The sequence below is a fragment of the Actinosynnema sp. NPDC020468 genome (assembly GCF_040642015.1).
In the GTDB taxonomy this organism is placed as follows: Bacteria; Actinomycetota; Actinomycetes; order Mycobacteriales; family Pseudonocardiaceae; genus Actinosynnema.
Genome location: NZ_JBFAEO010000024.1, coordinates 1 through 25,924 on the forward strand (window position 1 = coordinate 1; position 25,924 = coordinate 25,924).

The 25,924-nt window shown below is 72.1% G+C and carries 30 protein-coding genes and 1 riboswitch; of the genes, 19 read left to right on the plus strand and 11 right to left on the minus strand.

The window, feature by feature from the left end; translation table 11 throughout:
• Positions 1–303 precede the first annotated feature (303 nt).
• The 4 genes from AB0G50_RS18500 (at position 304) to AB0G50_RS18515 (ending at position 3,014) form a co-directional block, all read left to right on the plus strand.
• A complete protein-coding gene (locus AB0G50_RS18500) occupies positions 304–756 on the plus strand; it encodes a hypothetical protein (protein WP_360109616.1) in 453 nt (150 codons plus the stop codon).
• Positions 757–777: 21 nt separating this feature from the next.
• A complete protein-coding gene (locus AB0G50_RS18505; protein WP_360109619.1) occupies positions 778–1,686 on the plus strand; it encodes a DUF1996 domain-containing protein in 909 nt (302 codons plus the stop codon).
• 84 nt (positions 1,687–1,770) lie between these two features.
• Entirely contained in the window at positions 1,771–2,322 is a 552-nt protein-coding gene (locus AB0G50_RS18510) for a sigma-70 family RNA polymerase sigma factor (RefSeq protein WP_360109622.1), read from the plus strand.
• The gene (locus AB0G50_RS18515) at positions 2,319–3,014 is read left to right on the plus strand and encodes a zf-HC2 domain-containing protein (RefSeq protein WP_360109625.1); all 696 of its coding nucleotides are present in this window, start codon (positions 2,319–2,321) and stop codon (positions 3,012–3,014) included. The genes AB0G50_RS18510 and AB0G50_RS18515 overlap by 4 nt, the downstream gene beginning before the upstream one ends.
• A gap of 55 nt (positions 3,015–3,069) precedes the next feature.
• On the opposite strand, the gene AB0G50_RS18520 is transcribed toward AB0G50_RS18515, so the two are convergent.
• Positions 3,070–4,029 (minus strand): zinc-binding dehydrogenase, encoded by a 960-nt coding sequence (locus AB0G50_RS18520; protein WP_360109628.1) that lies wholly within the window; start codon positions 4,027–4,029, stop codon positions 3,070–3,072.
• A 344-nt stretch (positions 4,030–4,373) separates the two neighbouring features.
• Between AB0G50_RS18520 and AB0G50_RS18525 the strand changes: the two genes are divergently transcribed.
• From AB0G50_RS18525 to AB0G50_RS18545, 5 genes are all read left to right on the plus strand, one after another.
• Positions 4,374–4,931: a class I SAM-dependent methyltransferase gene (locus AB0G50_RS18525; RefSeq protein WP_360109631.1), complete on the plus strand. Its 558-nt coding sequence runs from the start codon at positions 4,374–4,376 to the stop codon at positions 4,929–4,931.
• 400 nt (positions 4,932–5,331) lie between these two features.
• Positions 5,332–6,024 carry a DUF4383 domain-containing protein gene (locus tag AB0G50_RS18530; protein ID WP_360109634.1) on the plus strand — a complete coding sequence of 231 codons (693 nt, stop codon included), beginning with the start codon at positions 5,332–5,334 and terminating at the stop codon, positions 6,022–6,024.
• A 121-nt stretch (positions 6,025–6,145) separates the two neighbouring features.
• On the plus strand, positions 6,146–6,835 hold the full coding sequence (locus AB0G50_RS18535) for a M50 family metallopeptidase (protein ID WP_360109637.1): 690 nt from the start codon (positions 6,146–6,148) through the stop codon (positions 6,833–6,835).
• A gap of 58 nt (positions 6,836–6,893) precedes the next feature.
• A complete protein-coding gene (locus AB0G50_RS18540) occupies positions 6,894–7,073 on the plus strand; it encodes a hypothetical protein (RefSeq protein WP_360109640.1) in 180 nt (59 codons plus the stop codon).
• Between the two features lie 85 nt (positions 7,074–7,158).
• A complete protein-coding gene (locus AB0G50_RS18545; protein ID WP_360109643.1) occupies positions 7,159–7,452 on the plus strand; it encodes a WhiB family transcriptional regulator in 294 nt (97 codons plus the stop codon).
• Here AB0G50_RS18545 and AB0G50_RS18550 read toward each other — a convergent pair whose 3' ends face one another.
• The 3 genes from AB0G50_RS18550 to AB0G50_RS18560 all read right to left on the minus strand — a co-directional run bounded on the left by AB0G50_RS18550 (position 7,453) and on the right by AB0G50_RS18560 (position 9,494).
• On the minus strand, positions 7,453–8,235 hold the full coding sequence (locus tag AB0G50_RS18550; RefSeq protein ID WP_360109646.1) for a SigB/SigF/SigG family RNA polymerase sigma factor: 783 nt from the start codon (positions 8,233–8,235) through the stop codon (positions 7,453–7,455).
• Positions 8,232–8,666 (minus strand): anti-sigma factor, encoded by a 435-nt coding sequence (locus tag AB0G50_RS18555; RefSeq protein ID WP_360109649.1) that lies wholly within the window; start codon positions 8,664–8,666, stop codon positions 8,232–8,234. The genes AB0G50_RS18550 and AB0G50_RS18555 overlap by 4 nt, the downstream gene beginning before the upstream one ends.
• Positions 8,667–9,080: 414 nt before the next feature.
• On the minus strand, positions 9,081–9,494 hold the full coding sequence (locus AB0G50_RS18560; RefSeq protein ID WP_360109652.1) for an anti-sigma factor antagonist: 414 nt from the start codon (positions 9,492–9,494) through the stop codon (positions 9,081–9,083).
• A 430-nt stretch (positions 9,495–9,924) separates the two neighbouring features.
• Here AB0G50_RS18560 and AB0G50_RS18565 point away from each other — a divergent pair, with 430 nt between their 5' ends.
• From AB0G50_RS18565 to gcvP, 8 genes are all read left to right on the plus strand, one after another.
• A complete protein-coding gene (locus tag AB0G50_RS18565) occupies positions 9,925–10,158 on the plus strand; it encodes a hypothetical protein (RefSeq protein WP_360109655.1) in 234 nt (77 codons plus the stop codon).
• Between the two features lie 317 nt (positions 10,159–10,475).
• The gene (locus AB0G50_RS18570) at positions 10,476–11,066 is read left to right on the plus strand and encodes a CDP-alcohol phosphatidyltransferase family protein (RefSeq protein WP_360109658.1); all 591 of its coding nucleotides are present in this window, start codon (positions 10,476–10,478) and stop codon (positions 11,064–11,066) included.
• A gap of 39 nt (positions 11,067–11,105) precedes the next feature.
• Positions 11,106–11,507, plus strand: a complete 402-nt coding sequence (gene gcvH, locus AB0G50_RS18575; protein WP_360109661.1) for a glycine cleavage system protein GcvH — start codon at positions 11,106–11,108, stop codon at positions 11,505–11,507.
• Between the two features lie 113 nt (positions 11,508–11,620).
• Entirely contained in the window at positions 11,621–12,076 is a 456-nt protein-coding gene (gene garA, locus AB0G50_RS18580) for a glycogen accumulation regulator GarA (protein ID WP_360109664.1), read from the plus strand.
• The gene (locus AB0G50_RS18585; protein ID WP_360109668.1) at positions 12,073–12,762 is read left to right on the plus strand and encodes a MerR family transcriptional regulator; all 690 of its coding nucleotides are present in this window, start codon (positions 12,073–12,075) and stop codon (positions 12,760–12,762) included. Before garA ends, AB0G50_RS18585 begins: the two co-directional genes overlap by 4 nt.
• Before the next feature lie 144 nt (positions 12,763–12,906).
• Positions 12,907–13,380, plus strand: coding sequence for a bifunctional nuclease family protein (locus AB0G50_RS18590; protein WP_053720858.1), 474 nt, complete (start codon positions 12,907–12,909; stop codon positions 13,378–13,380).
• Between the two features lie 502 nt (positions 13,381–13,882).
• On the plus strand, positions 13,883–14,449 hold the full coding sequence (locus AB0G50_RS18595) for a MerR family transcriptional regulator (RefSeq protein WP_360109671.1): 567 nt from the start codon (positions 13,883–13,885) through the stop codon (positions 14,447–14,449).
• Between the two features lie 63 nt (positions 14,450–14,512).
• A riboswitch (glycine riboswitch) is annotated at positions 14,513–14,603 on the plus strand.
• A 152-nt stretch (positions 14,604–14,755) separates the two neighbouring features.
• A complete protein-coding gene (gcvP, locus tag AB0G50_RS18600; protein WP_360109674.1) occupies positions 14,756–17,647 on the plus strand; it encodes an aminomethyl-transferring glycine dehydrogenase in 2,892 nt (963 codons plus the stop codon).
• Between the two features lie 73 nt (positions 17,648–17,720).
• On the opposite strand, the gene AB0G50_RS18605 is transcribed toward gcvP, so the two are convergent.
• Complete coding sequence (locus AB0G50_RS18605) at positions 17,721–18,125, minus strand: DUF3224 domain-containing protein (RefSeq protein ID WP_360109677.1); 405 nt, start codon at positions 18,123–18,125, stop codon at positions 17,721–17,723.
• Positions 18,126–18,188: 63 nt separating this feature from the next.
• Here AB0G50_RS18605 and AB0G50_RS18610 point away from each other — a divergent pair, with 63 nt between their 5' ends.
• The gene (locus tag AB0G50_RS18610; protein WP_360109680.1) at positions 18,189–19,145 is read left to right on the plus strand and encodes a YafY family protein; all 957 of its coding nucleotides are present in this window, start codon (positions 18,189–18,191) and stop codon (positions 19,143–19,145) included.
• A gap of 1 nt (position 19,146) precedes the next feature.
• On the opposite strand, the gene AB0G50_RS18615 is transcribed toward AB0G50_RS18610, so the two are convergent.
• The 3 genes from AB0G50_RS18615 to AB0G50_RS18625 form a co-directional block, all read right to left on the minus strand.
• Positions 19,147–20,934, minus strand: a complete 1,788-nt coding sequence (locus AB0G50_RS18615) for a substrate-binding domain-containing protein (RefSeq protein WP_360109683.1) — start codon at positions 20,932–20,934, stop codon at positions 19,147–19,149.
• A gap of 98 nt (positions 20,935–21,032) precedes the next feature.
• Positions 21,033–21,914: a 3-methyladenine DNA glycosylase gene (locus AB0G50_RS18620; protein WP_360109686.1), complete on the minus strand. Its 882-nt coding sequence runs from the start codon at positions 21,912–21,914 to the stop codon at positions 21,033–21,035.
• A 4-nt stretch (positions 21,915–21,918) separates the two neighbouring features.
• Positions 21,919–22,836: an ArsR family transcriptional regulator gene (locus AB0G50_RS18625; protein ID WP_360109689.1), complete on the minus strand. Its 918-nt coding sequence runs from the start codon at positions 22,834–22,836 to the stop codon at positions 21,919–21,921.
• Between the two features lie 59 nt (positions 22,837–22,895).
• Here AB0G50_RS18625 and AB0G50_RS18630 point away from each other — a divergent pair, with 59 nt between their 5' ends.
• Complete coding sequence (locus AB0G50_RS18630) at positions 22,896–24,122, plus strand: MFS transporter (RefSeq protein ID WP_360109692.1); 1,227 nt, start codon at positions 22,896–22,898, stop codon at positions 24,120–24,122.
• On the opposite strand, the gene AB0G50_RS18635 is transcribed toward AB0G50_RS18630, so the two are convergent.
• The 3 genes from AB0G50_RS18635 to AB0G50_RS18645 are packed head-to-tail and all read right to left on the minus strand — an operon-like array spanning position 24,106 to position 25,791.
• Entirely contained in the window at positions 24,106–24,396 is a 291-nt protein-coding gene (locus tag AB0G50_RS18635) for a hypothetical protein (protein ID WP_360109695.1), read from the minus strand. The genes AB0G50_RS18630 and AB0G50_RS18635 overlap by 17 nt on opposite strands.
• A gap of 35 nt (positions 24,397–24,431) precedes the next feature.
• Positions 24,432–25,226: a hypothetical protein gene (locus AB0G50_RS18640; protein ID WP_360109698.1), complete on the minus strand. Its 795-nt coding sequence runs from the start codon at positions 25,224–25,226 to the stop codon at positions 24,432–24,434.
• Positions 25,219–25,791: an RNA polymerase sigma factor gene (locus AB0G50_RS18645; RefSeq protein ID WP_360109701.1), complete on the minus strand. Its 573-nt coding sequence runs from the start codon at positions 25,789–25,791 to the stop codon at positions 25,219–25,221. The genes AB0G50_RS18640 and AB0G50_RS18645 overlap by 8 nt, the downstream gene beginning before the upstream one ends.
• Positions 25,792–25,924 lie beyond the last annotated feature (133 nt).

Genomic DNA, 25,924 nt, shown 5'->3' on the forward strand with positions numbered 1-25,924 from the left:
CCTCCGGCAGGCCATACGGGGAGAACACGACGCCCTTCACCTCCTTGGTGGTCAGCCCGTCCGGCGAGGACGCCCTAAACGCAGGCCAACGCCCACCCACACCCACCCCACGTGCCCCCCACCCCACGTGCCCCCACCCCCACCCTCCACGCGCCCCCTCAAGACGAAATGAACCATCCCGACCCCACACACGTGTCGGTGAACGTCCGCAGTTGTGCAAGAGAGGTCAACGCCGATGATCACCAAGCGCAACCCGTCACCGCTGGGCCACACCCCCCGCGGCTGAGTGGGAAGACCCCGTCCATGCCGGATCCCATCCTCGACCAGGCGCTCTCCCGGGTCCGGGCCGAACAGGCCCGAACCCGCCGCCAACGCCGAACAACCACCACCGCGACGGCAACAGCCCTCACCGCCACCCTCCTGGCGACAGGCATCCACCTGGGCCGCACCACCCCCCAGACCCCCACAGTGCTGACCGCGACCACGGAATCCGGCCTACACCTGACCACCACGATCACCCCGGCCACCGGCTGGATCCGCCTACAAACAACCCTCACCGGCCTCACCACCCCACAGCCATGCCGCCTGGTGGTCACCGACACCACCAACACCCCCTACACAGCCGCGAGCTGGCTCTCCCAAGCCACCACCCCCGACACCCGGATCAACGGCACGGCCATGGTCGACATCACCGACCTCGTCAAGATCACCGTGATCACCACCGACGGGAGAATCCTGATCTCCGCATCCACCTGATCAGCCGGCAAGCTAACCCGGGTGAGGCGGTTGCTACCGCTGCTCCTGGTCCTGTCCCTGACCGGTTGCGGCGCGGGAAACAGGTACGCGGACCCGGACGACATGCCGACCCGTCCCCCACCGGCGAGCCCGGGCCAGGACGCGTCGACCGGCGACTTCACCGTCCCCTGCGGCCGCAACGAGGAACGCCACCTCAACGCCGACAACATCGTGTCCGCGCCGGGCCAACCGTTCGGCGCGCACCACACCCACGAGTACGTCGGCAACCGCGACACCGACGCGTTCTCGACCGACGCGACCCTGGCCACCGCCGCCACCACCTGCGCGCACGACGACCGCTCGACCTACTACTGGCCCGTGCTGCGGCTGACCGACCGCACGGGCGCCGACGCGCACGCCCAGGGCGGCGGCGTGCACGGCAACACCGGCGAGGTCCTGCCCCCGGCCGACGTCGCGATCACCTACACCGGCAACCCGCAGAGCCACGTCGTCCCGCCGCCGAGATTCCTGCGGATGATCACCGGCGACCCGGCCGCGTTCACCAACGGCGGCGGCCGGGCGCGCTGGTCGTGCGAGGGTCGCGAGGACCGGGTCACCGACCGCTACCCGAGGTGCGACGACGCCCGCACGGTCCGCGAGTTCGAGTTCCCGAGCTGCTGGGACGGCCGCAACACCGACAGCACCTCGCACCGCGCCCACGTCGTGTTCCCGGCCGACAACGGCGTCTGCCGCCCCGGCACGTTCCCGATCCCGAAGCTGAAGATCCGCACCTCCTACGCCGTCCCGCCGGGGGAGGAGTACGCGATCGACAGCTTCCCCGAGCAGTTCCGCGACCCCGGAACCGACCACGCGATGGTCGTGGAGGTCATGCCGGACGCGCTGACGGCCACCCTGGTCGACTGCCTGAACGCCGGCCGCTCCTGCCGGTGAGGGAAGAACTTCGCCGACCGCTTGAACCGCCGGCGCGCCACGCCCGTGTCCTCGGTGACGAGTGGCACGAGAGGAGTGGGGTGGATGGCGGCTTTGTGGTCCCGGAAACGGGAGACCGCGGCCGACGAGGCGCTGGTCCGATCCCTCTACGAGGAACACGGCCGGGCGCTCCTCGCCTACGCGACGCGGTTGACCGGTGACAGGGCGGCGGCCGAGGACGTCGTCCAGGAGACGCTCGTGCGGGCGTGGCGGCACCCCGAGGCGTTGACCAACGGCAAGGGCTCGGTGCGCGGCTGGCTGCTGACCGTGGCGCGCAACATCGTCACGGACCGGGTCAGGGCGCGCGCGGCCCGACCGCAGGAGGTCGCCGAGTCGCCGACGACACCGCCGGTGCAGCGCGACCACGCGGACTCCGTGGTGGACTCGGTGGTGGTGCTCGAAGCGCTCGACCGGCTCTCCTCCGACCACCGCGACGTGCTGCTGGAGATCTACTTCCGCGGCCGGAGCGTGACCGAGGCGGCCCAGGCGCTCGGCGTTCCGCCCGGCACGGTGAAATCGAGATCGCACTACGCGCTCAGGGCGCTCCGCGAGACGTTCGCGGGCCAACAGGTCGCGCTGAAGGGGGTGGCCGGATGACCAACCACGACCCACAACTGCTCGGCGCGTACGTGCTGGGCGCACTCGATCCGCGGGAGGGACGTGCGGTGGAGGAGCACTTGGCCACCTGCCCGCGCTGCCGGTCCGAACTGGCCGAGCTGCGGGCCATGGAGGAGGCGATGGGAGGCGTTCCGCCCGAGGCGCTGCTCGACGGACCGCCCGAGGGCGGCGACCTGCTGCTCCAGCGCACGTTGCGCCAGGTCCGGCGGGAACGCGGTGCGCAGCTGACCCGACGCCGGGTGGGTGTCGGGGTGGCGGCCGCGGCCGTGGTCGCCGTCGTGCTGGGCGGCGGTTTCGCGGTCGGCCGGGGCACCGCTCCGGAGCCGGTCGCCCAACCGGGCACGTCCGTGCCGGCACCGCCCAGCGGCACCAAGGTCGGCTCCACGACCGACCCGACGACCGGCGCCCGGATGACCGTCCAGGTCAGGCCGGCGGCGGGCTGGGTCCGGGTGAACGCCTCCGTCGGCGGCATCGGGCAGGGCCGGAAGTGCCGACTGGTCGTCGTGGGCAAGGACGGCAGCCGGCAGGAGGCGGGCAGCTGGCTCGTGTCGCAGCTCGGCGAGAAGGAGGGCACGAACCTGGACGGCTCGGCCCTGATCGCGCCGGACGACGTGGCGGCCGTGGAGGTCGTCGACTTCGACGGTCGGCTGCTGGTCACCGTACCGGTGTAGGACGCACCCCGTCCCGAGGCCTTCGGTTCGCGGCCCTCGGGACGGGGTGGTTCCGTCACGGCTCCAGCACGACCTTCCCGACCGTGTCCCGGTTCTGCAACGCGGTGTGCGCGCGAGCCGTCCCGGCCAACGGGAACACCGTCGTGAGCGGCGTCAGCAGGCCCTCGTCCAGCGCGGCGAGGGCCTGCTCCTCCAGATCCCGCAACGTCACGCCCTTGAGCAGCCGCGGCCCGACCGCGACCGCCGCGGTGAGCCCGCGCGAGTACAGGTCGAGCGTCTCGATCCGGGTGTGCGTGCCGGAACTCCACCCGTACAACACGATCCGCCCGCCGACCCCGAGCAGCTCCAACGCCTGCCGGCCCGCGTCACCCCCGACGCCGTCGAGCACCGCGGTGACCTCGCCGACCCGCGCGCGCACCTCGTCGGCCCAGTCCGGAAGCGTGTAGTCGACCGCGTGGTCCGCCGCGACCCGGTCCAACTTCGCCCCGCTCGCCACCCCGACCACGGTCGCGCCGACCGCCTTGGCGGCCTGGACGAACAACGCACCGAGCCCACCGGCCGCCGCGGTCACCAACACGACGTCCCCCCGCTCCAGCCGCGCCTGCCGCAACACCCCGACCGCGGTCCGCCCGGTCCCGATCATGGCCACCGCCTGGGCGTCGGTGACGTGCCCGGGCACCTCGTGCAGGCTCGCCACGTTCACCGCGGCGAGTTCCGCGTAGCCCCCGTGCGCGCCGCCGAGGTGCGCGGTGACCCGCTTGCCGAGCCACCGTGCGTCGACGTCGGCACCCACCGCGTCCACCACCCCCGCCACTTCACGCCCGGGCGTGTACGGCAAGGGCGGCAACGGAAACGGCCCACCCTCGGCCCCTTCGCGCAACGACGTGTCGAGCAAGTGCACCCCGGCCGCCCGCACGGCGACCCTCACCTGCCCCACCCCGGGCACCACGTCCGGAACCTCTTCGTAGCGCAGGACGTCCGCGCCGCCGAACTCGTGCTGGCGGATGGCGTGCATGTTTCCCCCTCGGTTCTGGTGAAACGAACCTAAAACCTCAGCCTTACTGGAGGTCAACAAAACGCCCCGCCCGGCCCTGCCCGCCCGGCCTGGCCCCGCCGCTCGTCGACGACCAGACCATGGTGCGCCAGAGCTTCCACCGCCCGGCCCTGCCCGCCCGGCTTGGCCCCGCCGCCCTGCCCTCCGGCCCGCCGCCGAATCCGCCCTGCCCTTGTCCGGACCCGCTCCCTTCCGCCCCGCCCGATTCGGCCCAGCCCCTCCACCCCGCCTCCACCCCGCCCCAACCGGCACGTGCAAGCCACACCTCCAGGCCAACGCCCTCACCCGCCACGCGTCCACCGAACGTGAAGCACTTCGACCACAACGCCCACTACCACGACCTCCTGCTGTCCCACGTCCCTCCGACCGCCCGCACCGCGCTCGACCTCGGCTCCGGCCACGGCGCCTTCGCCCGCCGCCTGGTCGCGCACGGCCTCGCCGTCACCGCCGTCGACCAGGCCGTCGACCTCGACGCACCCGGTGTCGACTTCCGCCGCGTCGACGCGATGACCGGCGACCTCGGCGGTCCGTACGACTACGTCTCCTGCGTCGCCACCCTCCACCACCTCCCGTGCGAGGCCGCGTTGGCGCGGATGCGGGACGTGCTCGCGCCCGGCGGCGTGCTCGCGGTGCTCGGACTGGCCAAGGAGGAGAGCCCGCTCGACTGGGCGTTCAGCCTGACCTCCGTGCCGCTGAACCTCGTCCGCCGCCTCCGGCACGACGACCCGCCCCAGGGCGCACCCGTCGCCGCCTGGTCGATGTCGCTGCGCGAGATCGCCGAATCCGCCGAACGGGTCATCCCGGGCGCCCGGATCCGGCGGCACCTGTACTGGCGCTACTCGCTGTCGTGGACCCGCCGGTAAAGCACCGGAAAAGCGCCGAAAATCCTTTGACGAGAAGGGGGTCCGGTCGCGATAGTCGTTCTCGACACCGAGGAGGGAAAGTGCTCGACAGCACCTGGAACGGCTCGCCCACGTTCGCGTTCCTCCCCCTTGTGACCTGCGCGTAGTCCGTAGTGGTCACGGGGCGGGGTATCCTGCCACGGGCTATTCGGAAATGTGATCCGCGTTATCAGGTCCGGTGATCCGCGCATTCGCGCCACCAGACGTCCCGACCTTCATGGGGTGGGTCGGGGTGACCTCGGCACGGCGGGGTTCTCGACTCCTGTCGCACCGGGTGCGGGTCCGTGCGCCCGTGCCCTCGTTTACCCGATGTGGTGAAGGGGTAGCCGGGTGTGCACCGGAGCCCGAAAAAGACGGGCTCGTGGTCCTCCTGGAGGGCGTGATGACCCACCCGACCACTCGCGGTCGCGTCAAGGTCGCGGGGCTTCAGCCCGCCCAGGTCCTCGCGGGCCTGGTCGGCTTGGCGTTCCTCGTCGCCGGTGTCGCGGGCTTCGTGCGCACCGGGTTCGGCGACTTCGCCGGCGAGCAGCACGCGCTGCTGCTCGGCTTCTCGGTGAACCCGCTGCACAACGTGATCCACCTGGCGCTCGGCGTTCTCGGCCTGCTGATGGCCACCGGCTCCGGGCTGTCCAGGCTGTACGGCTGGATCGTCTTCCTCGGCTACGCCGCCGCGCTGGTGTGGGGCCTGATGATCATCGGCGTGGTCTCGGTGAACCCGGTGGCCTCGCTGGGCAACCCGCTGGCGCTCACCGTGAACGACAACTGGCTGCACCTCGGCCTCGCCGCCGTCGGCCTGCTGATCGCGGTCCTGCCCGCACGCCGCCGCGTCGTGGTCCCGGACACCAGCCTCGCGCCCGTCGCGCCGCCGGAGTCCGTCGAGCCGCCCCGCGAGGAGACGATCCGCTCCCCGCGTCGCGAGTCCGACCCGAGGGACCGCGAGCCGGACATGCCGACCCAGCGCACCGCCGAGTTCCCGACCCCCGTCTCCACCCGTCCGACCCAGCCGGTCGACCCGGCCGTCGCCGAACAGCAGAAGGCGCGCCACGCCCGCTGACTCCCACCACACACCGCGGCCCGGTCCACTTCGGACCGGGCCGCGGTCGTGCGAGGCCGCGAAAGCCCGAGTCCCACCAAGCCGAGGAGTGCCACCCCGCGCGCCTGGCATGCTGGTGGTGATGTCGACATTCGCGCAGTGGGCTCCCGCCGCGCTCGCGCTGGTCCTCGTGATCAGCCCGGGCGTGTGGCGGTTGAGCCGGAACGTGATCACGATCGCCCACGAGGGCGGGCACGCGCTCGTCGCGCTGCTCACCGGGCGCAGGCTCAGCGGCATCAAGCTGCACTCCGACACCTCCGGCGTCACGGTGTCGCGCGGCCGCCCCACGGGCCTCGGCATGGTGCTCACCGCGTTCGCGGGCTACGTCACGCCGTCGCTGCTCGGTCTCGGCGCCGCCGCGCTGGTGGTGGCGGGCAACACGCGACCGCTGCTGTGGGCCACGGTCGTGCTGCTCGGCCTCATGCTCGTCATGATCCGCAACGTCTTCGGCGTGCTCTCCGTGGTCGTCACCGGCGGCGTGGTGTTCGTCGTGTCCTGGTACGCCGCCGCCGACGTGCAGGCCGCGTTCGGGCTGTTCGTCGCGTGGTTCCTGCTGCTCGGCGGCGTCCGACCGGTGGGGGAGTTGCAGGCCAAGCGCGCACGCCGGCAGGCGCCCGGCTCCGACGCGGACCAACTGGGCAGGCTGACCGGAGTTCCGGGGCTGCTGTGGGTCTTCGTGTTCGGCGTCGTCGCGCTCGGCTGCCTGTTCCTCGGTGGACGGATGCTGCTCCCGCCGCTCTGGGAAGGGGTTGCGGACCTGGTGGCGGGGTAACCGTGCGTCAGGGTGGCGACGAACCGGTGTCGCCACGGCACGGACGGAGCGAAGTGACATGGGCGAACCGCATCGCAGGCTGCTGAACACGGTCGAGGGAGCCGAGGCCGAGCAGCCCGAGCAGGAGTTGGCGAAGGGCGTCGAGCCGCGCGGGCACTGGGGAGTGGGCGTCGACCACCACCCCGTCCGGCACGGCGAGACGGTGGACGAGTCCGCGGCACGTGAGCAGAGCCGCTGACCCGATCGTGCCCGGCACGTTTGTCCACCCGGGTGCACCGGGTAAGCCCTGACCAGCACCTGATCAACGCCGAAGGAGTCACCCGATGACCAGCACCGCCCGTCTGCCGAAGCCGGTCACCGACGTCTGGGACTGGCAGAAGGAAGGACTGTGCCGCGGCACGGACAGCGCGGTCTTCTTCCACCCCGACAACGAGCGCGGCTCGGCGCGAGCGTCCCGTGAGGACCACGCCAAGCAGCTGTGCGCCCGGTGCCCGGTGCTCGTGCAGTGCCGCGAGCACGCGCTGGCGGTGCAGGAGCCCTACGGCGTGTGGGGCGGGATGGGCGAGGACGAGCGGCGGCGGATCATCGCCGCCGCCCGCCGGGGAAAAGCCGCGTAACTACTGCTCGAGGCCGTCCCGGAGCTGGCGCAACGTCTTGGCCAGCAACCGGGACACGTGCATCTGGGAGATGCCGACCTTCTGCGCGATCTGGGTTTGCGTCATGTTCCCGAAGAACCGCATCACGACGATCTTCCGCTCCCGCTCCGGGAGTTTCTCCAGGAGCGGGTGCAACGCCTCCCGCTGCTCGATGGCCTCGAGCTCCGGGTCCTCCTCGCCGAGCGTGCTGCCCAGCGAGATGGAGCTGTCGTCGGCCACGAGCAGGTCGTCCAACGACGCCGAGTGGTAGGCGTTGCCCGCCGCGAGGCCCTCGTGGATCTCCTCCCGGGACAGGCCCAGGTGCTCGGCCAGCTCGGACGGCGTCGGCGCTCTGCCCAGGTTCTGGGCCAACCGCGCGGTGCCCGCGTTGATCGCCAGGTGCAGCTCCTTGAGCCGCCGCGGCATCCGCACCGACCAGCTGGAGTCGCGGAAGTACTTCCGCACCTCGCCCATGATCGTCGGCACGGCGAACGACAGGAAGTCGCTGCCGCGCTCCGGGTCGAACCGGTCCACCGCGTTGATCAGGCCGACCGTGGCCACCTGCACCAGGTCGTCGTACGGCTCACCGCGGTGCCCGAACCGGCGCGCGATGTGCTTGGCGACCGGCAGGTGCTCGGTCACCAGTTCGTCGCGGAGCCGCTCGCGCTCCGCTCCGGTCTTGCCGGCCAGCTCCACGAACAACGGCGCGAGGTGGTCGTAGTCACCCTGGCCGGAGCGCTTGCCGTCGCCTTCAGTGGCCGTCACGCATCCACCTCGAGCGACCTCTTCACGAGATCGATGTGGACCTCGTACTCGCCGTCCTCCGGCAGCGGCGCGACCCAGGTCGTCACCGAGTCGACCAGCGCGCTGAGCACCCGCCAGCCGAAGCTCTCCCGGTCCGGCGGCGCCGACCGCTGCGAACCCACCTTCGTCGAGACCCGCACCGACCCGTCCACGACCACGAAGTGCGCGGTCAGGACCGCGCCCTTGCTCGCGAGCGAGATCAGGGTGGAGCAGGACTCGTCCACCGCCAGCTTCAGGTCTTCGATCGAGTCGAGGTCGAAGTCCTGGCGCATCGCGATGTCGGCGGCGACTGCCCGCACGATCGACAGCTGCGTGGGATCGGCGGCCATCCGCAGTTCCACCCCGGCCAGGCCGTTCTCCGACTCGCCGCTCTGCGGCTCCGTGTGCGACACGCTCACCTCATCGTCCGTTCTGTCTCAGTGGTGCTGAAGCTATCGATACCCGAACCGATTGCCGCTCACACGTGTAGGCGGGGCGTGTGACGGGAAAACTGACAGGTGCACCACCCGGAGGGCCGGGGAACCGCCCGCTCGCGGTCGAGCCGGGCACGCCCGCCGGCCGGTCCGGCGCGGGAGAACGGGGACGGGGCGTCCGCCGACCGCTCGCCGACGGACCCGACCGCCCGGCTCCCGCGAGGAGCCGGACGACCCCGCGGCGACGTGCGCGCGACGGGAACGGCGAGGACCGGATCGGGGTGCTGCCCCACCCGGTGCCGGTGGACGATCGGGCGCGCGGCCGGGGGAGGACGCCCCGCGGCGCGCGCCGGCGGAAGTCGACCAGGTCGTGGACCTGGCGCCGCACGTCGACTACTGGGCGTCGGCGGCGAGCGCGTCGTCCACCGAGTCGTGCACGCTGAACACGTCGCCGAGGCCGGTCGCCTCCAGCGGCCTGATGACCGCCCGCTTCACCGCCACCACCCGGAACGCCGCGTCGCGCCGCCTGCTGTGCTGGGACGCCTCCACGAGCACCGCGAGGCCGGCGGAGCCGAGGAAGCTCACGCCGGACAGGTCGAGCACGAACGTGGTGCTGGACTCCAGGTGCTCCAGCACCCCCGCGCGGAGTTCGGGCGCGGTCACCATGTCGATCTCCCCGGCCACCGCGACCACCGCGACGCCTTCGGCCACCTGACGGACGGTGATGTCGATCTGCCCGGAACGCTGGGTGGGCGCGGCGGGCTCGGCTCCGGTCGTCGCCACGACGTTCGGATCCTGAACCGTCACTGGGTCTCCTCATTCGGCTCGGTACCGCTGGGTGGGGAGCCCGGGCGTATGGGTGTCCGCGCGCGACGCAGCGTAGCGGCACGAAAGCCCGCAGGCCGGAACTCCCCGGCGCGGCTGTTGGCTCAACCGCTGCGCCACCCACCGTACGGAGCCCCTCGGGACATCACAAGCACGCGGATGGCGTCATGATCAGTTGCAGTGTAGTCGGACGTGCGACGTGCGGCGGGTGACGCACGGTGAACGGTTTGCGCGACGCTCACCCGGATACACCTGAGGTGTGACCCCGGTGCAACTCACCGATCGATCGGGTCCGATGGGCGAGACATCCCGGAAATCGACAGGTGTCGCGCGCCACAGTCCCGCAGAATGCTCCCGTGTCGGGGTTAACGCCGCGAAGGCCGCGCGCGACACCCTGTACGGAGGGATTCACATGAGCACCAGAACGGAAACCGAGGCCGAACCCGCGAAGCGCAGGGCGGCGCGTGCCGGCTCGACCGGCGCGGGAACGCTGCCCACAGCCCCGTGCAGCGTGGTCTGGAGCAAGGGCCACGCCTACGTCCTCGAAGGTTTCCGCGCCCGCTGGGTAGGCGTGGACGACCGCGGTCGACCCCAGGCCCTGACCGGCGACGAACTACAGCGCCGGGGCTGGTCCCGCACCCGCTGACCACCCGCGGGCCCATCCGGTCGGACCTCTGGGGTGGTCCGCCCGGCCGGCGCGCGACCCCTGACCGAGCTGAGCGCCCGCGCGTGCCGCGGTCGACCGGCCGAAATACGCGGTCCGGTGCTGAATCGTGCTTTCCTGCGCTTTCGCGCCCGTTTTCGACACCTGTCGGAAACACCGGCGAAACGTGGTCGACCCGGGTTCACCGCCGGTGAGTGGTGAACCCGGGACGGGTGAGCGGATTCGCCGTCCCGGGTGAATTCCCGCTGCCCGGACGGCCGGCGGTCCCCGCACCCCGGTCGACCTCTAGAGTTCGCCCCGTGGCTACCCACGAGCCCGCCGACCGGTGGCTGACCATCCCCAACGCGCTCAGCGTGCTGCGGCTCCTCGGCGTGCCGCTGTTCCTCTACCTGCTGCTCGGCCCGCACGCCGACGGCTGGGCGGTCGTCGTCCTGGTCGCCGCCGGCCTGTCCGACTGGCTGGACGGCAAGATCGCCCGCTGGCTCGACCAGATGAGCAGGCTCGGCGCGCTGCTCGACCCCGCCGCCGACCGCCTCTACATCCTCGCCACGCTCGTCGCGTTCGTGGTCCGCGACATCGTGCCGCTGTGGGTGGTCGTGGTGCTCGTCGGCCGCGAGGTCGTGGTGGGCGCGTGCCTGCCGGTGCTGCGCGCCCGCGGCTACGGCCCGTTCGAGGTCAGCTACCTCGGCAAGGGCGCCACGTTCAACCTGCTCTACGCCTTCCCGATCCTGCTGCTCGCCCAGGGCACGTCGACGGCGGCGCAGATCGCCCGGCCCATCGCGTACGCCTTCATGGTGTGGGGAGGCGCGCTCTACCTGTGGTCGGGCGCGCTCTACGTCTACCAGTTCGTGCTCGCGCTGCGCCGAAGGCCGGGGGTGGCGGCCGCCTGACGGGGTCGTGGGAGGATTCGGCGGCGAAGATCCACCGTCATGAAGGAGCGCACCGCGGTGATTCCCGAGGAGCTGAAGTACACCGAGGAACATGAGTGGGTGCTGCGCACAGGTGACGACACCGTGCGCATCGGCATCACGGACTACGCCCAGTCCCAACTCGGCGACGTCGTGTTCGTCCAGCTCCCCGAACTCGGCGAGCAGGTCGGCGCCGGTCAGACGCTCGGCGAGGTCGAGTCGACCAAGAGCGTCTCCGACATCTACGCGCCGCTCGCCGGTGAGGTCGTCGCCCGCAACGACGCGCTCGACCAGGAACCCGACCTGGTCAACACCGACCCGTACGGTGAGGGTTGGATGATCGAGCTGCGGCTGAACGACCCGGCCGCGGTCGAGGACCTGCTCGACGCCGTCGCGTACCAGGAGTTGGCGGCGCAGGGGTGACGTCGATCTTCCGGCGGCTCTTCGGTCGGAGGGGGAGCCGCTCCTCAGAGGCCAGCTCGGGCACGATAGGTTCTAGCGGTCCCGACGGTTCCAGCAGCAGGAGGAGAGCTCAGGTGAGCACGAACGACGGGCCAGGCGTTCCGCCCGAGCAGGGCCCGGAGCGGACCTCCGTTTTCCGGGCCGACTTCCTCGCCGAGGTCGAGGGCGCAGAGGCCCCCGCCGGTGAGCCGGCCGTCGCCGGTGTCGACGCGCTGCCGGCCGGGTCCGCCCTGCTGGTGGTCAAGCGCGGTCCCAACGCGGGTTCGCGGTTCCTCTTGGACCGCGACACGACCAGCGCGGGCCGGCACCCCGACAGCGACATCTTCCTCGACGACGTGACGGTGTCCCGCCGGCACGCCGAGTTCCGCCGCGAGGGCGGCGAGTTCGTGGTGATCGACGTGGGCAGCCTCAACGGCACCTACGTCAACCGCGAGCCCGTCGACCAGGCGGTGCTCGCCAACGGCGACGAGGTCCAGATCGGCAAGTTCCGCCTCGTGTTCCTGACCGGTCCGGGCGCCGGGGGGCAGTGACCGCGGCCGGGCGGTCGCAGCGCGGGGGGTTGAGCATCGGAGCGGTGCTCTCGCAACTCCGCGCGGACTTCCCGGACGTGACGATCTCCAAGATCAGGTTCCTGGAGTCGGAAGGTCTGGTCCGCCCGGCACGAACGGCATCGGGGTACCGCCAGTTCACCTCCGCCGACGTCGAACGTCTGCGGTACGTGCTGGCGGCCCAGCGCGACCGGTACCTGCCGTTGAAGGTCATCAAGGAGCAGTTGGACGGCGCTCCGGACGCTCCGCACCCGGTCGGTGCGGAGCAGTTCGGCGCCCCGACCTCGCGCGTGACGCGGGACGACCTGGTCACCCGGGCCGGCATCGAGCCCGGCGTGCTGGCCGAGCTGGAGCGCTTCGGCCTGGTGAAGCCGGGTCCCGCGGGGTGGTACGACGGCGACGCGGTGCAGATCGCGACGACCGTGCGGGCGTTGGCGCGGCACGGTGTGGAACCGCGCCACCTGCGGCCCTTCCAGGCCGCGGCGGACCGCGAGGTCGGGTTGGTGGAGCAGCTGGTGGCACCTTTGTCCCGGCAGCGCGACCCGCAGTCGCGGGCCCGTGCCGAGGAGGTCGTCCGGGAGCTGGCGGCGCTGTCCGTAACGCTGCACACACTCCTGGTCAAAGTGGGTCTTCGCGAGGCCGTCGCGAACCGCGTTTCGCCCAGGTGAACAGGTGTCCGCATGCTGATCCCGGCTACCCGGGCGGTTGCGCAGAAGGCCCGCTTGGCGGGTAGCGTCGGAGATGTGGGTGGGGGATCCTCGTGAGGTAGCGGGGACGCCAGAATTTCAGCGCGCTGAGGGAGGCGAGACCCGATGAGCGAAATGCGTGTCGTCGGTGTGCGGGTGGAACTGCCCGCGAACCAGCCGATCCTGCTGCTGCGCGAAACCGAGGGCGAACGCTACCTGCCGATCTGGATCGGCTCGGTGGAGGCGACGGCGATCGCCCTGGAGCAGCAGGGTGTCCGGCCCGCGCGGCCGTTGACCCACGACCTGCTCAAGGACGTGATCGGCGCGCTCGGCCGGCAGTTGGAACAGGTCCGGATCACCGACCTCCAGGAGGGGACCTACTTCGCCGAACTCGTCTTCGACGGCGACATCCGCGTGTCGGCCCGGCCGAGCGACTCGGTGGCGCTGGCGCTGCGGATCGGGGTGCCGATCCACGCCGAGGAGAGCGTCCTGGCGGAGGCGGGTCTGATCATCCCCGACGAGCAGGAGGACGAGGTCGAGAAGTTCCGGGAGTTCCTGGACTCGGTCTCGCCGGAGGACTTCCGCGGCGCGGACACCTGAACCGCCGCGCGACCTCGACCGGCCCCGTGCACCGCGAGCCCTGACGGCTCCCGTCGGGGCCGTTTCGCGTTTCCGGGTGTCGGGGTGGTCGCGGGTGACGCGCGGTGGTCGACCGGACGGCTCGACGTGCCCGGAGGAGGTCTCGGGGTCGCGTTCACCACGAGGGGTCGGGTTTCGGCCGCGAAGTGAAAGCCGGCCCCTCGTGGTGTGTGCGGTGAGTTGTGGATCAACCCCGTGTGCCACCCCCTGGTGTCACACTTCTGGATTACACAACGTCAACGGTGCTGCGCTAAACGATCACTAAACGCCACCCGAATGGGCTACGTCAGACGGCTTCCTCAACCTCAACCTGAGGTTGAGGTAAGACACGCCCAGCGAGTCGCGTTGACCCGGCCCCTACCCGGTCTTACCGTCGAGCTCAGGTGAATCGGCACGGTGTCATTCGTAGAGCACCGAGGTCGCTTCACGCCGGTCGGCGAGACCGGGTCGAGGGGAGGCAGGCGTGGTCGAGGAAGCGCGCATCCGGGCCGGCACCGGCGAACAGGGTGAGCTGTTCCCGGACTCCTCGCTGCCGGACGAGCTCGTCGGGTACCGCGGGCCCGCCGCGTGCCAGATCGCGGGCATCACCTACCGCCAGTTGGACTACTGGGCGCGCACGGGACTGGTCAACCCGACGATAAGGAGTGCGCACGGCTCGGGGAGCCAACGGCTGTACTCCTTCAAGGACATCCTGGTGCTCAAGGTCGTCAAGCGACTCCTGGACACCGGCGTGAGCCTCCAGAACATCCGCGTCGCGGTCGACCACCTGCGCAGGCGCGGCGTGCAGGACCTGGCCCGGATCACGCTCTTCAGCGACGGCACCACGGTCTACGAGTGCACGTCGCCGGAGGAGGTCGTCGACCTGCTCCAGGGCGGTCAGGGCGTGTTCGGCATCGCGGTCAGCGGCGCGATGCGGGAGATCAGCGGCACCATCCACGACTTCCCGGCCGAGCGGGCCGACGGCGTCGTGCTGGAGGAGACACCGGACGACGAGCTGTCCCGCCGCAGGCGCACCCGCGCGACCGGCTGAGATCCGCGTCGCGCCGACAACCTCGGAGCCCGAGCCGCCGGGTAGGATCGGCGGGTAGTCGCTTTACCCCGCGCGGGAGAGTCCGAGCCCGTCTCGGCGCCGAAGGAGCAACTCCTCCCCGGAACCTCTCAGGCACACGAACCGCGCGGGTGAGACGCCTCTGGAAAGTGGGCCGGGCAACCGACCCCGCCGACGGTGCAAGCCCGGTCCCGGCCGGGTGAAGCTCTCAGGCGCCCGTGTCGGGCGGAAGACAGAGGGGGAGGGCAACGGCAGGAGTCTGTCCGCAGCCCCCCGAAAGGCGCCCCCATGACGCAGGACCGCATCCCTCTCGCCGCGCTCGAACACGGCACCCCGTTCGCGGACCGCCACGTCGGGCCGCGGCCCGCGGAGCTGGCCCGGATCCTCGACGTGATCGGCGTCGGCTCGCTGGAGGAGCTGGCCCAGCGCGCGGTGCCCGAGTCGATCCGCGTGCGCGACCTGGTGCTGGACCTGCCCGCGCCCGCCACCGAGACCGAGGCGCTGGCCGAGCTGCGCGCCCTCGCGGCCCGCAACCGGCCGATGACCCAGATGATCGGCCTGGGCTACTACGGCACCACCACGCCGCCGGTGATCCGCCGCAACGTGCTGGAGAGCCCGGCCTGGTACACGGCCTACACGCCGTACCAGCCGGAGATCTCGCAGGGTCGGCTGGAGGCGCTGCTGAACTTCCAGACCGTCGTCGGCGACCTGACCGGGTTGCCGCTGGCCAACGCGTCGATGCTGGACGAGTCCACCGCGGCGGCCGAGGCGATGACGCTGGTGCGCCGCGCCGGCCGGTCCAAGTCGGCCCGGTTCGTGGTCGACGTCGACACGCTGCCGCAGACGCTCGCGGTCATCGAGACCCGCGCCGAGCCGCTGGGCATCGAGATCGTCACCGCCGACCTGTCCCAGGGCCTCGAGGGGCTCGGGCTGGGCGGCGACTTCTTCGGCGTGCTGCTGTCCTACCCCGGCGCGTCCGGCGTCGTGCGGGACCAGGCCGGGCTGATCGAGGAGATCCACAAGGCGGGCGCGCAGGCGGTCGTGGTCGCGGACCTGCTGGCGCTGACGCTGCTGCGCGCGCCGGGTGAGATCGGCGCGGACGTCGTCGTGGGCACCACCCAGCGGTTCGGCGTGCCGATCGGGTTCGGCGGGCCGCACGCGGGCTACATGGCCGTGCGCCAGGGCCTGGAGCGGCAGCTGCCCGGCCGGCTGGTCGGCGTGTCGGTCGACGCGGACGGCTCGTTGGCCTACCGGCTCGCGTTGCAGACCCGCGAGCAGCACATCCGCCGCGAGAAGGCGACCTCGAACATCTGCACCGCGCAGGTGCTGCTGGCGGTGATCGCGTCGATGTACGCGGTCTACCACGGCCCGGACGGCCTGCGGAACATCGCGACCCGGGCGCACCGGATGGCGACCGTGCTGGCCGCCGGCCTGTGCGAGGGCGGCGTGGACGTCGTGCACGGCGAGTTCTTCGACACCGTGCGCGCGCACGTCGAGGGCCGGGCGGCCGACGTCGTCGCGGCGGCGCGGGACCTGGGCGTGAACCTGTGGCAGGTCGACGCGGACCACGTGCAGATCGCGTGCGACGAGACGACCACGCGCGGGCACCTCGAGTCGGTGTGGAAGGCGTTCGGCGTCACCGTGTCCGACGTCGACGGGCTGGACGGCGACACCGCCGACGGCATCCCGACCGACCTGCGCCGCACCACGGAGTACCTGACCCACCCGGTGTTCCACGCGCACCGCTCGGAGACCGCGCTGCTGCGCTACCTGCGGTCGTTGTCGGACAAGGACGTCGCGCTCGACCGGAGCATGATCCCGCTGGGCTCGTGCACGATGAAGCTCAACGCGACGGCCGAGATGGAGCCGATCACCTGGCCCGAGTTCGCCGACCTGCACCCGTTCGCGCCCGCGTCCGACGCCGAGGGGATGCTGTCCCTGATCGGCGACCTGGAGGGGTGGCTGGCCGAGATCACCGGGTACGACGCGGTGTCGTTGCAGCCCAACGCGGGCAGCCAGGGCGAGTTCGCCGGGTTGCTGGCGATCCGGGCCTACCACCGGTCGAACGGCGACTTCGCGCGCGACGTGTGCCTGATCCCGTCGTCGGCGCACGGCACGAACGCGGCGTCGGCGGTGATGGCCGGGATGCGCGTGGTGGTCGTGAAGTGCGACGACGCGGGCAACATCGACGTGGACCACCTGAAGTCGACGGTCGTGGAGCACCAGGACGACCTGGCCGCGATCATGATCACCTACCCGTCGACGCACGGGGTGTACGAGGACACCGTGCGCGAGGTGTGCGGCTGGGTGCACGACGCGGGCGGCCAGGTGTACGTGGACGGTGCGAACCTGAACGCGCTGATCGGCCTGGCGCAGTACGGGAAGTTCGGCTCGGACGTGTCGCACCTGAACCTGCACAAGACGTTCTGCATCCCGCACGGCGGCGGCGGCCCGGGCGTCGGCCCGATCGGCGTCCGCTCCCACCTGGCGCCGTTCCTGCCGAACCACCCGTTGCAGCCCTCCGCCGGCCCGGCCTCGGGCGTCGGCCCGATCGCGGGCGCGCCGTGGGGTTCGGCGTCGATCCTGCCGATCTCGTGGGCGTACGTGCGGATGATGGGCGCGGACGGTCTGCGGCGGGCGACGTTGACGGCGGTCGCGGCGGCGAACTACGTGGCGCGGCGGCTGGACGAGCACTTCCCGGTCCTCTACACCGGCGAGGGCGGTTTCGTGGCCCACGAGTGCATCCTGGACCTGCGGGCGTTGACCAAGGCGACGGGCGTGACGGTGGACGACGTGGCGAAGCGCCTGGCCGACTACGGTCTGCACGCGCCCACGATGTCGTTCCCGGTCGCGGGCACGCTGATGGTGGAGCCGACGGAGTCCGAGGACCTGGCCGAGATCGACCGGTTCATCGACGCCATGATCGCGATCCGGCACGAGATCGACCTGGTGGGCGCGGGCGAGTGGCCGGCCGACGACAACCCGCTGCGCAACGCGCCCCACACGGCGGCGTCCGTGACGACGGGCGAGTGGACCCACCCGTACAGCCGCGAGGTGGCGGTGTTCCCGGCGGGCACGTCGTCGTCCCCGAAGATCTGGCCTCCGGTCCGCCGCATCGACGGCGCGAAGGGCGACCGCAACCTGGTCTGCTCCTGCCCGCCGATCGAGGCGTACAGCTAGGCACGCGGATCTGCTCGGCGCCCGTTCCCCTCTCCGGGGAGCGGGCGCCGCCGCGTTCCACGCCCCGGACGGACTAGGCGAGGTCGTAGTCCAGGGTGTAGCGGCCCGGTTCGCCGTGCAGCCAGGTGAGGCGGCCGGTTCCGGTGGTTCCGGTCAGGTCTCCCGTGGCGCCGACGATGGTGAAGGTGCCGTCGGCGACGCCGTTCGCGTAGCCGCCGTCGTGGTGCAGGACGAGGGTTCCGGTGCGGCCGGCCAGGGTTCCCGTGACGACCTCGAAGCCGATCGACGTGCAGGTGTCGTCGGTCGGGTAGTGCATCAGGAACCTGGTTTCGGCGGTTCCCTCCAGGTCGCCCGCCCACGTCGACGTCATGCCGCCCGTCGTCTGCTTCGGGGCTTTCGTTTCGTCGTAGTTGCGGCCGTCCCAGGTGTGCTCGTCCCAGGACTTCATCTCGGCGGTGCCGGTGGCGTGCGTGGTCATGGGTGTGAGGGTGCGCCGAGGTGACTGACACCGCCTGTCAGGTTCGAGGGGACAATCGGCGGTATGCGTGCGAGCCGGTTGCTGTCGGTCCTGCTGCTCCTCCAGGCGCGGGGGCGGATGACCGCGCGGGAGCTCGCCGACGAGCTCGAGGTGTCCGTGCGGACGGTCTACCGGGACGTGGAGGCGCTCGGGAGCGCGGGCGTGCCGGTGTACGCCGAGCGCGGACCGGCGGGCGGTTACCGGCTCCTCGACGGGTACCGGACGCGGCTCACCGGATTGACCGGGGACGAGGCCGGGTCGTTGTTCCTGGCCGGGTTGCCCGGGCCGGCCGCGGAACTCGGGTTGGGCGCGGTGGTCGCGGCGGCGCGGCTCAAGGTGCGGGCGGCGCTGCCGCCGGAGTTGCGGGAGCGGGCCGACCGGATCCAGGAGCGGTTCCACCTGGACACGCCGGGGTGGTTCCGGGGGTCCGAGGACGCGCCGCACCTGTCGGTCGTGGCGGACGCGGTGTGGAACCAGCGGCGGGTGTGGGTGCGGTACCGGCGGTGGGGGTCGCGCGGTGGAGAGGTCGAGCGGGTGGTGGAGCCGTTGGGGCTCGTGCTCAAGGCCGGCACCTGGTACCTCGTGGCGCGGGCCGGCGAGCCGCGGACCTACCGGGTGTCGCGGGTGCTGGAGGTCGCGGTGTCCGACGAGGTCTTCGAGCGGGGCTCCTTCGACCTCGACGCGTTCTGGCGGGAGTGGTCGGCGCGGTTCGAGGCGCGGATGTACCCGGTGCGGGTGACGGTCCGGCTCACGCCCGCCGGGGTGCGGTCGGCGCGCTACCTGCTGAGCCTGGTCGCCTCGCGCGAGCTGGAGGGCGTGGAGCCGACCGGCGAGTGGACCACGGTCGAGGTGCCGACCGAGTCGCTCGACCACGCCCACCACGACCTGCTGCGGCTCGGCGCGGACGTCGAGGTGCTGGAGCCCGCCGAGTTGCGCGCGCGCATGGCCGAGACCATCTCGGCCATGGCGCGCGTCTACTGAGCTACCCGTCCGCCGACAGCAGCTGGGCCAACGCCGCGTCCACGCCGCGCCCGTCGGTCGCCACGGACACCGAGCCGCCGTAGGACCGGGCGATCTCCTGGAGCGGAGCGCGGTCGGGGGACGGGCCGATCGCGATGAAGCTGATCTCGACGTCGTGGTCGGCCTGCTTCGCCGCGGCGAGCTTCGCCTTCAGGTCGGCCAGGCTCAGGCCGCCGTCGTTCGGGCCGTCGGTCAGCACGACGATCCGGTTCTTCTTGCCCTGCTGGAAGTTCTTCACCGCGTCCTCGTACAGCGCGGCCACGCTGGAGTACAGCTGCGCGCCGGTGCGCGGCTCGAGGCCGCCCACCCCGTCCAGCAGCGCCTGCCGCTGCACGACCACCGGCCCGGTGCCGACGACCTTGCGGTAGGGCTTGTCGCCGTCGATCGACTGGGAGTACTCCCACAGCCCCAGCGACCCCGACAGCGACCGGCTCACCTGGCCGGACAGCGCCTGCTTCACCCACTGGAGGCGGCTGCGGCCCTCGCCGCCGTCCTGGTTCATCGACTCGGACGAGTCGACCAGCACCGACACGACCTGGCCGTCGTCGGCGGTGGCCCACGTGGCCGAGATCTGCTGCGCGGTGGTCTCGTCGGCGGGCGTGAGCTTGTCGGTCATGGTCGACCACCGGATGCCGGGCGAGGGCTTCGGGCGCTCGGTCGTGGCCGGCACCCGCAACCCGGCCGCCGCCAACGTCTTCTGCTGGTCGGGCTCGGTCAGGAACTCGCGGAACAACTGCGCCGCGCGACCCGGCGCCTCGTCGACCCAGTCGCCGGACAGCGGCACGAACGGGAAGTCGGCCACCGGGCTCGGCCCGCCCGCGGCGACGCCGTACAGCGGCTGGAGCGGCGCGGTGCCGCTGTCCTTGCCGGTGTTGTGCCGGTACAGGTCGACCTCGAACACCGGCACGGCGCTGAAGCCCGCCGCGTTCACCTCGGGCTTGTCGGCCAACGCGGACAGCGCGGCCCACGTGGTCGCGGGAGTGGCGCCGGCGGGCTTGGACGCGACGAGCTTGGTCAGCGTCGCCTTCACCGGCTCCAGCCCGAGCATGTCGGTGGTCACCGGGCCCTTGCCGTCCGGCGACGCGCCCGCGAGCGCGGACTGGATCGCCATCGCGGTGGCCGGGTTCGTCGTCGGGTCGGGCATCGCCACCCGGAACGCGCCCCACTCGGGCTTGCCGAACCGCTCCCAGCCGTTGTCGCCGGTCGTCACGTCCGGCAGGTCGGTCCAGCGGAAGCCGACGGCGGTCTGGAGCGCGGTCGCGCCGTCCTGGGGCAGTGCCAGCAGCACCGGGCTCGCCGCGATCGACACGGGCTGCGCGCCGAGCAGCGCCCGGTTCTGCGCGGCCATCCGGTTGGCCCACAGGGTCGAGTCGGGGATCCACGCCTGCGGCCGGGCGCCGAGCTTGGCCTCGTCCCAGCTCTGGGTCAGGCCCTTGAGCACTTCCTCCGAGTCCACGGACTGGACCTCGACCCGGATGCAGTGGTCGTAGACGACCGGTCGCTGCCGGGCCCACGCCTCGGCGACCTGCTTCACGGCCTCGGCCACGCTGGGCGTCGCGGCGACCCGCAGGGACGCCTCGCCCTGCCGGCAGTCACCCGCCTGCGCGGCGGCGCGCTTGTCCACCAGTGCGCTGACCCAGGTGTACCCGAGGTATCCGAGGACGAGCAGTGCGACCAGGGCCACCAAGGCGACGGGCCACTTGGCGATCCCGCGCTTCACCTTGGTCCGCAGCGCGCGGTGTCGAGACATCGTCTTCCCTCTCAGCGTCCGACTACGGCTGGCGAATCCCGACTGCGCGTCACGCTAACAGGTGAAGTCTGCGGAATGGGTGAAATGACGAGCGGTCATCACAGGATCGTCGGAGCGGGCAGAAAAGTCCGCGTCAGCTCGATTAGCGCAGTCCGCAGCGGTGCCGCTTCCGCGGCGAAAGCGCTTTGTCGCCGTACGTAATCATCGCGACCCTCGGGCGTCTCGATCGGCACCGGCGGGTAACCGAGCGCGGACAGGTCGTAAGGACTCGCCCGCATGTCCAGCTCGCGCACCCGCGCGGCGAACTCGAAGCAGTCCGCGACCAGTTCCGACGGCGTGGCCGGGTCCAGCTTGTACGCCCATTTGAAGCTGTCCATGCCCACGTGCAGGCAGCCCGGCTGCTCCAGTTCGACCTGGGTCTCCCGGACCGGGCGGAGCACGTTGAGCGGCCGGGCCTCCGGGGTGAAGAAGCGGAACGCGTCGAAGTGGCTGCACTGCACCTTCTGCGTCTCCACGACCGCGTCGGTGCCCGCCGGTCCGAGTCGCAGCGGGTACGCGTTGTGCCGCACCTCCTCCGGTCGCTGCCGGTAGACCATCGCCCACTCGTGCAGGCCGAAGCACCCCAGTCGGGGGGTGCGGGACGCGGTCGCGGTGAGCAGCCGGTGCACGAACGCGATCGTGCTCGCCCGGTCGCGGGCGAACGCCGCCACGTCCAGCTCCACGCCCTCGGCGACCCGCCGGTACACCGGCCAGCGCAGGTAGGACAGCGCCTGCTCGCCCTCGAGCACCACGCCGGGCCCGGGGTGCCACCGCTCCATCCGGGACGGGCGGTGGCTGTAGTAGCTGAAGAGGAAGTCCAGCACCGGGTGCTTCACGCCGGCCTTGCGGCGCTCGTGGTGCGGACCGGTCCACGCCCGGACCCGGGTCGTGTGCGCCTGCGCGCGCGCCGTCCACTCGGCTTCGGAAAGGACCACCCCCACCCCTCTACGGTACTTCGCCGCGCACCAGCGCCAGCCCGAGGGCGGTGCGCAGCGACACGACCTCGCGGCCCTGCCGGTGGCTGACCACGAGGCCCGCGCCGCGCAGCACGGCCAGGTGCTGGGACACCGCGCCGACCGTCACGCCCAGCCGCCCGGCCAGCTCGGACACCGCCGTCGGGCGGTCGAGCTCGACCAGCAGCCGCGCCCTCGTGCGGCCGACGAGCCGGGACAGCGCGTGCCACGACGGCGCCTGCGCCCGCTCCCACAGCGAGCCGAAGCCGTGCGCCGGGTAGCACAGGGCCAGCCGCACGGGGCTGTCCCGCAGGTAGGGGCGCGGCCAGACGAACGCGGACGGCACGAGCACCAGGTCCCGCTCGCCGATCGGCACCCGAACCCCGCCGACCACCACCACGTCCGGGGCGTCGAAACACACGTCCGGGTGAAGTTCGGCCAGCACGGTCGGCCCGCCGGCGGCGATCAGTCGTCGACCCCGCCGTTCGACGTCACCCTGGAGGACACCCTCCAGCCGCGGCCACACCGGCGCGATGATCGCCTCGTGCACCGCGCGCAGCCGGTCCTGCACGTCCCGCAACGCCGTTTCCCGCTCCTCGAGCAGCGGCCGGGCGTGCGGCAGGTGCTCGACGGCCGCCGCGATCCGGGCCGGCTTCGCCACCCTGGGCAGCCAGTCCACCTCGTCGGCGAAGTCGATCGTGCGCACCGCGGGCGTCGGGATCAGGAACTCCGGCACCACCGGTCTGGTCACCAGCGCGTGCAGCAGCGACCGGTCCTCGCCCAGGTCGCGCAGCCGTCGCTCGGCCCACGTCGACCAGCGGCGGTGCACCGGCGACGGGTCGCGCGCGGCGAGCACGCGCAGGGCGGCGACCGTTTCCCAGAGCGGGGACACCGAGAAGCGCAGGGCCATGGGTTTGAGCCAACGCTAAAACGTGCGCGGATTCCACGGCCGTTGGCAGGGTGACGACCATGTCCAGGGGGTGGGTGCGGCTCCAGGCCGTCGCGGTGTCCGGTTCGGTCGCGGAGGGGTTGCTGACGACGGTGTTGCCGCTCGTCGCGGTGACGATCACGGTCGACCCGCGCGAGGTGGCGCTGGTCAACGTGGTCGGTCAGCTGCCGTGGTTGTTGTTCTCGCTGTTCGCGGGGGTGCTGATCGACCGGGTGCGGCGGACGGTCGTGCTCGCGGTGGCGTTCGTGGTGCAGGCGTGCGTCGCGCTGGTGCTCGGGGTGGCCGCGACGACCGGCGCGCTGAGCCTGCCGCTGCTGCTGGTGGTGGCGTTCGCGGTGACCTCGGGTCAGGTGCTCGGCGACGGTGCGAGCGGCGCGCTGGTGCCCGAGGTCGTGCCCGCCGAGCGGTACGCGGCGGCCAACGCGCGGCTGATCGTGATCGACCGGGGCGTGGTGCAGTTCGTGGTGCCGCCGCTCGCGGGGTTGCTGGTGGTGTGGGGTTTCGGCGTGCCGGTGTGGCTCGCGCTCGCGGCGGCGCTCGGCGCGGTGCTGCTGACCAGGGGGCTCAGCTCGGCCGAGGTCACGCCGTCGACGCGGCACCCGTTGCGGGACATCGGGGAGGGGCTGCGGTTCCTGGTCGGCACCCGGCTGCTGCTGTCGATCACCCTGGCGGTGGCGCTCGGGTCGTTCGCGGCCAGCGCGGGGATGTCGATGTTCGTGCTGTACGCGCAGCGGATCCTCGGGTTGGGCCCGTTCGGCTACGGCGTGCTGCTGGGGTGCATGGCGCTGGGGTGGGTCGGCGCGTCGTTCGTGGTGAACCAGGTGGTGGCCCGGATCGGCTACGCCTGGTCGATGCGGGTCGCGCAGGTCGGGATGGTGGTGTTCCCGGCGCTGCTCGCGGGCCTGCCGCCGTGGCCGTGGGCGGTCGGGGTGGTGCTGTTCGCGCTGTCCGCGATCGTGATGCTGTGGAACGTGTGCTCGCAGTCGAGCAGGCAGCGGTTCACGCCCGCCGCGCTGCTCGGCCGGGTGCTGACGAGCCACCGGGCGCTCGCGTGGGGGCTCACGCCGCTGGGCGCGCTGGCCGGCGGGCTGGTCGCGGCGCACCTGTCGCTGCGCTGGGTGTGGGTGATGGGCGCGGCCGTGCAGGTGGGCGCGCTGGTGGTGACGTGGATCGGGTTGGCGCCCGACCGGTTCGCCGCCGCCGAGCGGGTGGCCGCCGGGCGCGTGACGCCTACAGCGGGGGGATGAGGCCGGGGAACTTGCGGGCGGCCTGGCAGTGCGGGCACTCGCGGCCGTTGTCGACGGTGCGCGGCGCGCCGCCGATCACCGCGAGCGTCGGGTTCGCGATGAACCCCGCGCCGCCGCACAGGTGGCAGATCGTGCGCGGTTCGGAGGTGACGCCGAACAGGTCGTCCTCGTCTTCCTCCTCCTCGTCCTCGAACTCGTCGTCCTCCTCGCCCTCGAACCCGGCTTCCTCGAACTCGGGGTCGAAGTCGTCCTCGTCGTCCTCGCGCGGCTCCACGGGGGACACCGTAGTCCGGCGTCCCCCGCGGTCGCTCACGGACGCTCGCGCGGCTCGTCGACGACGACCGGGCGGGAGAAGGCGGCCTCCGGCGTGCCCAGGTACTCGTAGGTGTTCTTGTCGAACACCATCCGCTTGAACGGGTCGTCCTTCTCCCGGGTCGGGTCCAGCGGCCACAGCACGCCGATCACGTGCCTGCCGTCGGCGTCGACCAGGTCCGGCACCACCTCGGGGGTGCCGGCGGGGAAGTCGCCCCGGAGCGCGCGCTGCACGACCTGGGGCAGGTAGGAACCGCGCAGCACCTCCGCCATCCCGCCGGACTGCCCGGCCAGCAGGTGGTTCATCGCGGGGTACGGCGTGCAGTCCTGGTACCACGGCGGGTCGGCCTTGAGCTCGAGTTGCATGGCGCGCCTGCCGTCGACGCACCCGCCGGTGATCCGCTCGGTGCCGTCCTCGAGCCGGATGACGGTGTCGTGCTCGTCGTCCACCGACATCCAGGTCTCCCGTCGGAACTGGTGGAGGTAGAAGTACTGGTCGCCGCGGGGCGCCGGGGCGTCGGCGTGCGACTCCAGGAACGCGTGTGCCCGGCTCAGCACGTCGGCGGCGCTTCCCGGCGTGGCGGCCGCGGGTGGTTCGACCCTGGTCAGCGTCACGGTCGCGATCACGGCGGCGGCGGTGGCCAGGGCGGACGCGCCGATGATCGCGAACGGGACCCGGCGGCGACGGGTGGTGGTCAGGCCCGCGACGACCTCGGCGCGGGCGTGGGCGAGGTCGTCGGCGGTGGGCAGGGGGCCGTCGACCAGGTCGTGCAGGAGGGCGAGGTCATCCATCGGTCAGCAACTCCTCGAAGGCTCGGGTGGTCTCGTCCGCGCCCAGGGCGTCGCGGACCTTGCGGCGGGCGCGGCTGAGGCGGGAGCGGACCGTGCCGACGGGGATGGCCAGGGCGGTGGCGACCTCCCCGTAGGTCAGCTGTTCCCAGGCGATCAGCAGCAGGACGTCGCGTTCGCCGCGGCCGAGCGAGGCCAGGGCGTCGGTGAGCGCGGACCGGGTCGAGCGGGCGGTGAGGTCGTGCGCCACCCGGCCGGCGTGGTCGGCGGTGATCTCCTCGGACGGCGGGGTGCGGTAGCGGCGGGTCTCCTGGCGGTGGTGCCGGCGGACGTGCCTGGTCGCGATGCCGTAGAGCCACGGCCTCGCCTCGGGTCGGGCCCGGTCGTAGCGGTCGCGCTTGGCGAACGCGGTCAGGAACGTGTCGGCGACCAGGTCGTCGGCGGTGTGCGCGCCGAGCCTGCGTTCCAGGTAGCGCCGGATGTGCGGCGCGTGCCGGTCGAAGATCTCGGCGAACGCGGCGGGTTCCCGCCGGGACCGCTCGATGATCTCCGCGTCGGTCGGTGTCATGCCCCTTCTCGCCACCCGGGCCGGAAACGGTTCACGGGCCGGTGCGGAGGTGCTCGAGGGTGCTGGTGGTGCGCGGGGCTGGCCTTCGGCCCCCGAGTCCATTGTCCCACGGGGTACCGACAGTTTTGGTGGC

Bases quoted from the DNA above. Each gene is read 5' to 3' on its own strand.
- AB0G50_RS18500 (WP_360109616.1), top strand. From the start codon at position 304: ATGCCGGATCCCATCCTCGACCAGGCGCTCTCCCGGGTCCGGGCCGAA.
- AB0G50_RS18510 (WP_360109622.1), top strand. From the start codon at position 1,771: ATGGCGGCTTTGTGGTCCCGGAAACGGGAGACCGCGGCCGACGAGGCG.
- AB0G50_RS18515 (WP_360109625.1), top strand. From the start codon at position 2,319: ATGACCAACCACGACCCACAACTGCTCGGCGCGTACGTGCTGGGCGCA.
- AB0G50_RS18520 (WP_360109628.1), bottom strand. From the start codon at position 4,029: ATGCACGCCATCCGCCAGCACGAGTTCGGCGGCGCGGACGTCCTGCGC.
- AB0G50_RS18535 (WP_360109637.1), top strand. From the start codon at position 6,146: ATGTCGACATTCGCGCAGTGGGCTCCCGCCGCGCTCGCGCTGGTCCTC.
- AB0G50_RS18540 (WP_360109640.1), top strand. From the start codon at position 6,894: ATGGGCGAACCGCATCGCAGGCTGCTGAACACGGTCGAGGGAGCCGAG.
- AB0G50_RS18545 (WP_360109643.1), top strand. From the start codon at position 7,159: ATGACCAGCACCGCCCGTCTGCCGAAGCCGGTCACCGACGTCTGGGAC.
- AB0G50_RS18565 (WP_360109655.1), top strand. From the start codon at position 9,925: ATGAGCACCAGAACGGAAACCGAGGCCGAACCCGCGAAGCGCAGGGCG.
- gcvH (WP_360109661.1), top strand. From the start codon at position 11,106: ATGAAGGAGCGCACCGCGGTGATTCCCGAGGAGCTGAAGTACACCGAG.
- AB0G50_RS18590 (WP_053720858.1), top strand. From the start codon at position 12,907: ATGAGCGAAATGCGTGTCGTCGGTGTGCGGGTGGAACTGCCCGCGAAC.
- gcvP (WP_360109674.1), top strand. From the start codon at position 14,756: ATGACGCAGGACCGCATCCCTCTCGCCGCGCTCGAACACGGCACCCCG.
- AB0G50_RS18605 (WP_360109677.1), bottom strand. From the start codon at position 18,125: ATGACCACGCACGCCACCGGCACCGCCGAGATGAAGTCCTGGGACGAG.
- AB0G50_RS18610 (WP_360109680.1), top strand. From the start codon at position 18,189: ATGCGTGCGAGCCGGTTGCTGTCGGTCCTGCTGCTCCTCCAGGCGCGG.
- AB0G50_RS18615 (WP_360109683.1), bottom strand. From the start codon at position 20,934: ATGTCTCGACACCGCGCGCTGCGGACCAAGGTGAAGCGCGGGATCGCC.
- AB0G50_RS18625 (WP_360109689.1), bottom strand. From the start codon at position 22,836: ATGGCCCTGCGCTTCTCGGTGTCCCCGCTCTGGGAAACGGTCGCCGCC.
- AB0G50_RS18630 (WP_360109692.1), top strand. From the start codon at position 22,896: ATGTCCAGGGGGTGGGTGCGGCTCCAGGCCGTCGCGGTGTCCGGTTCG.
- AB0G50_RS18640 (WP_360109698.1), bottom strand. From the start codon at position 25,226: ATGGATGACCTCGCCCTCCTGCACGACCTGGTCGACGGCCCCCTGCCC.
- AB0G50_RS18645 (WP_360109701.1), bottom strand. From the start codon at position 25,791: ATGACACCGACCGACGCGGAGATCATCGAGCGGTCCCGGCGGGAACCC.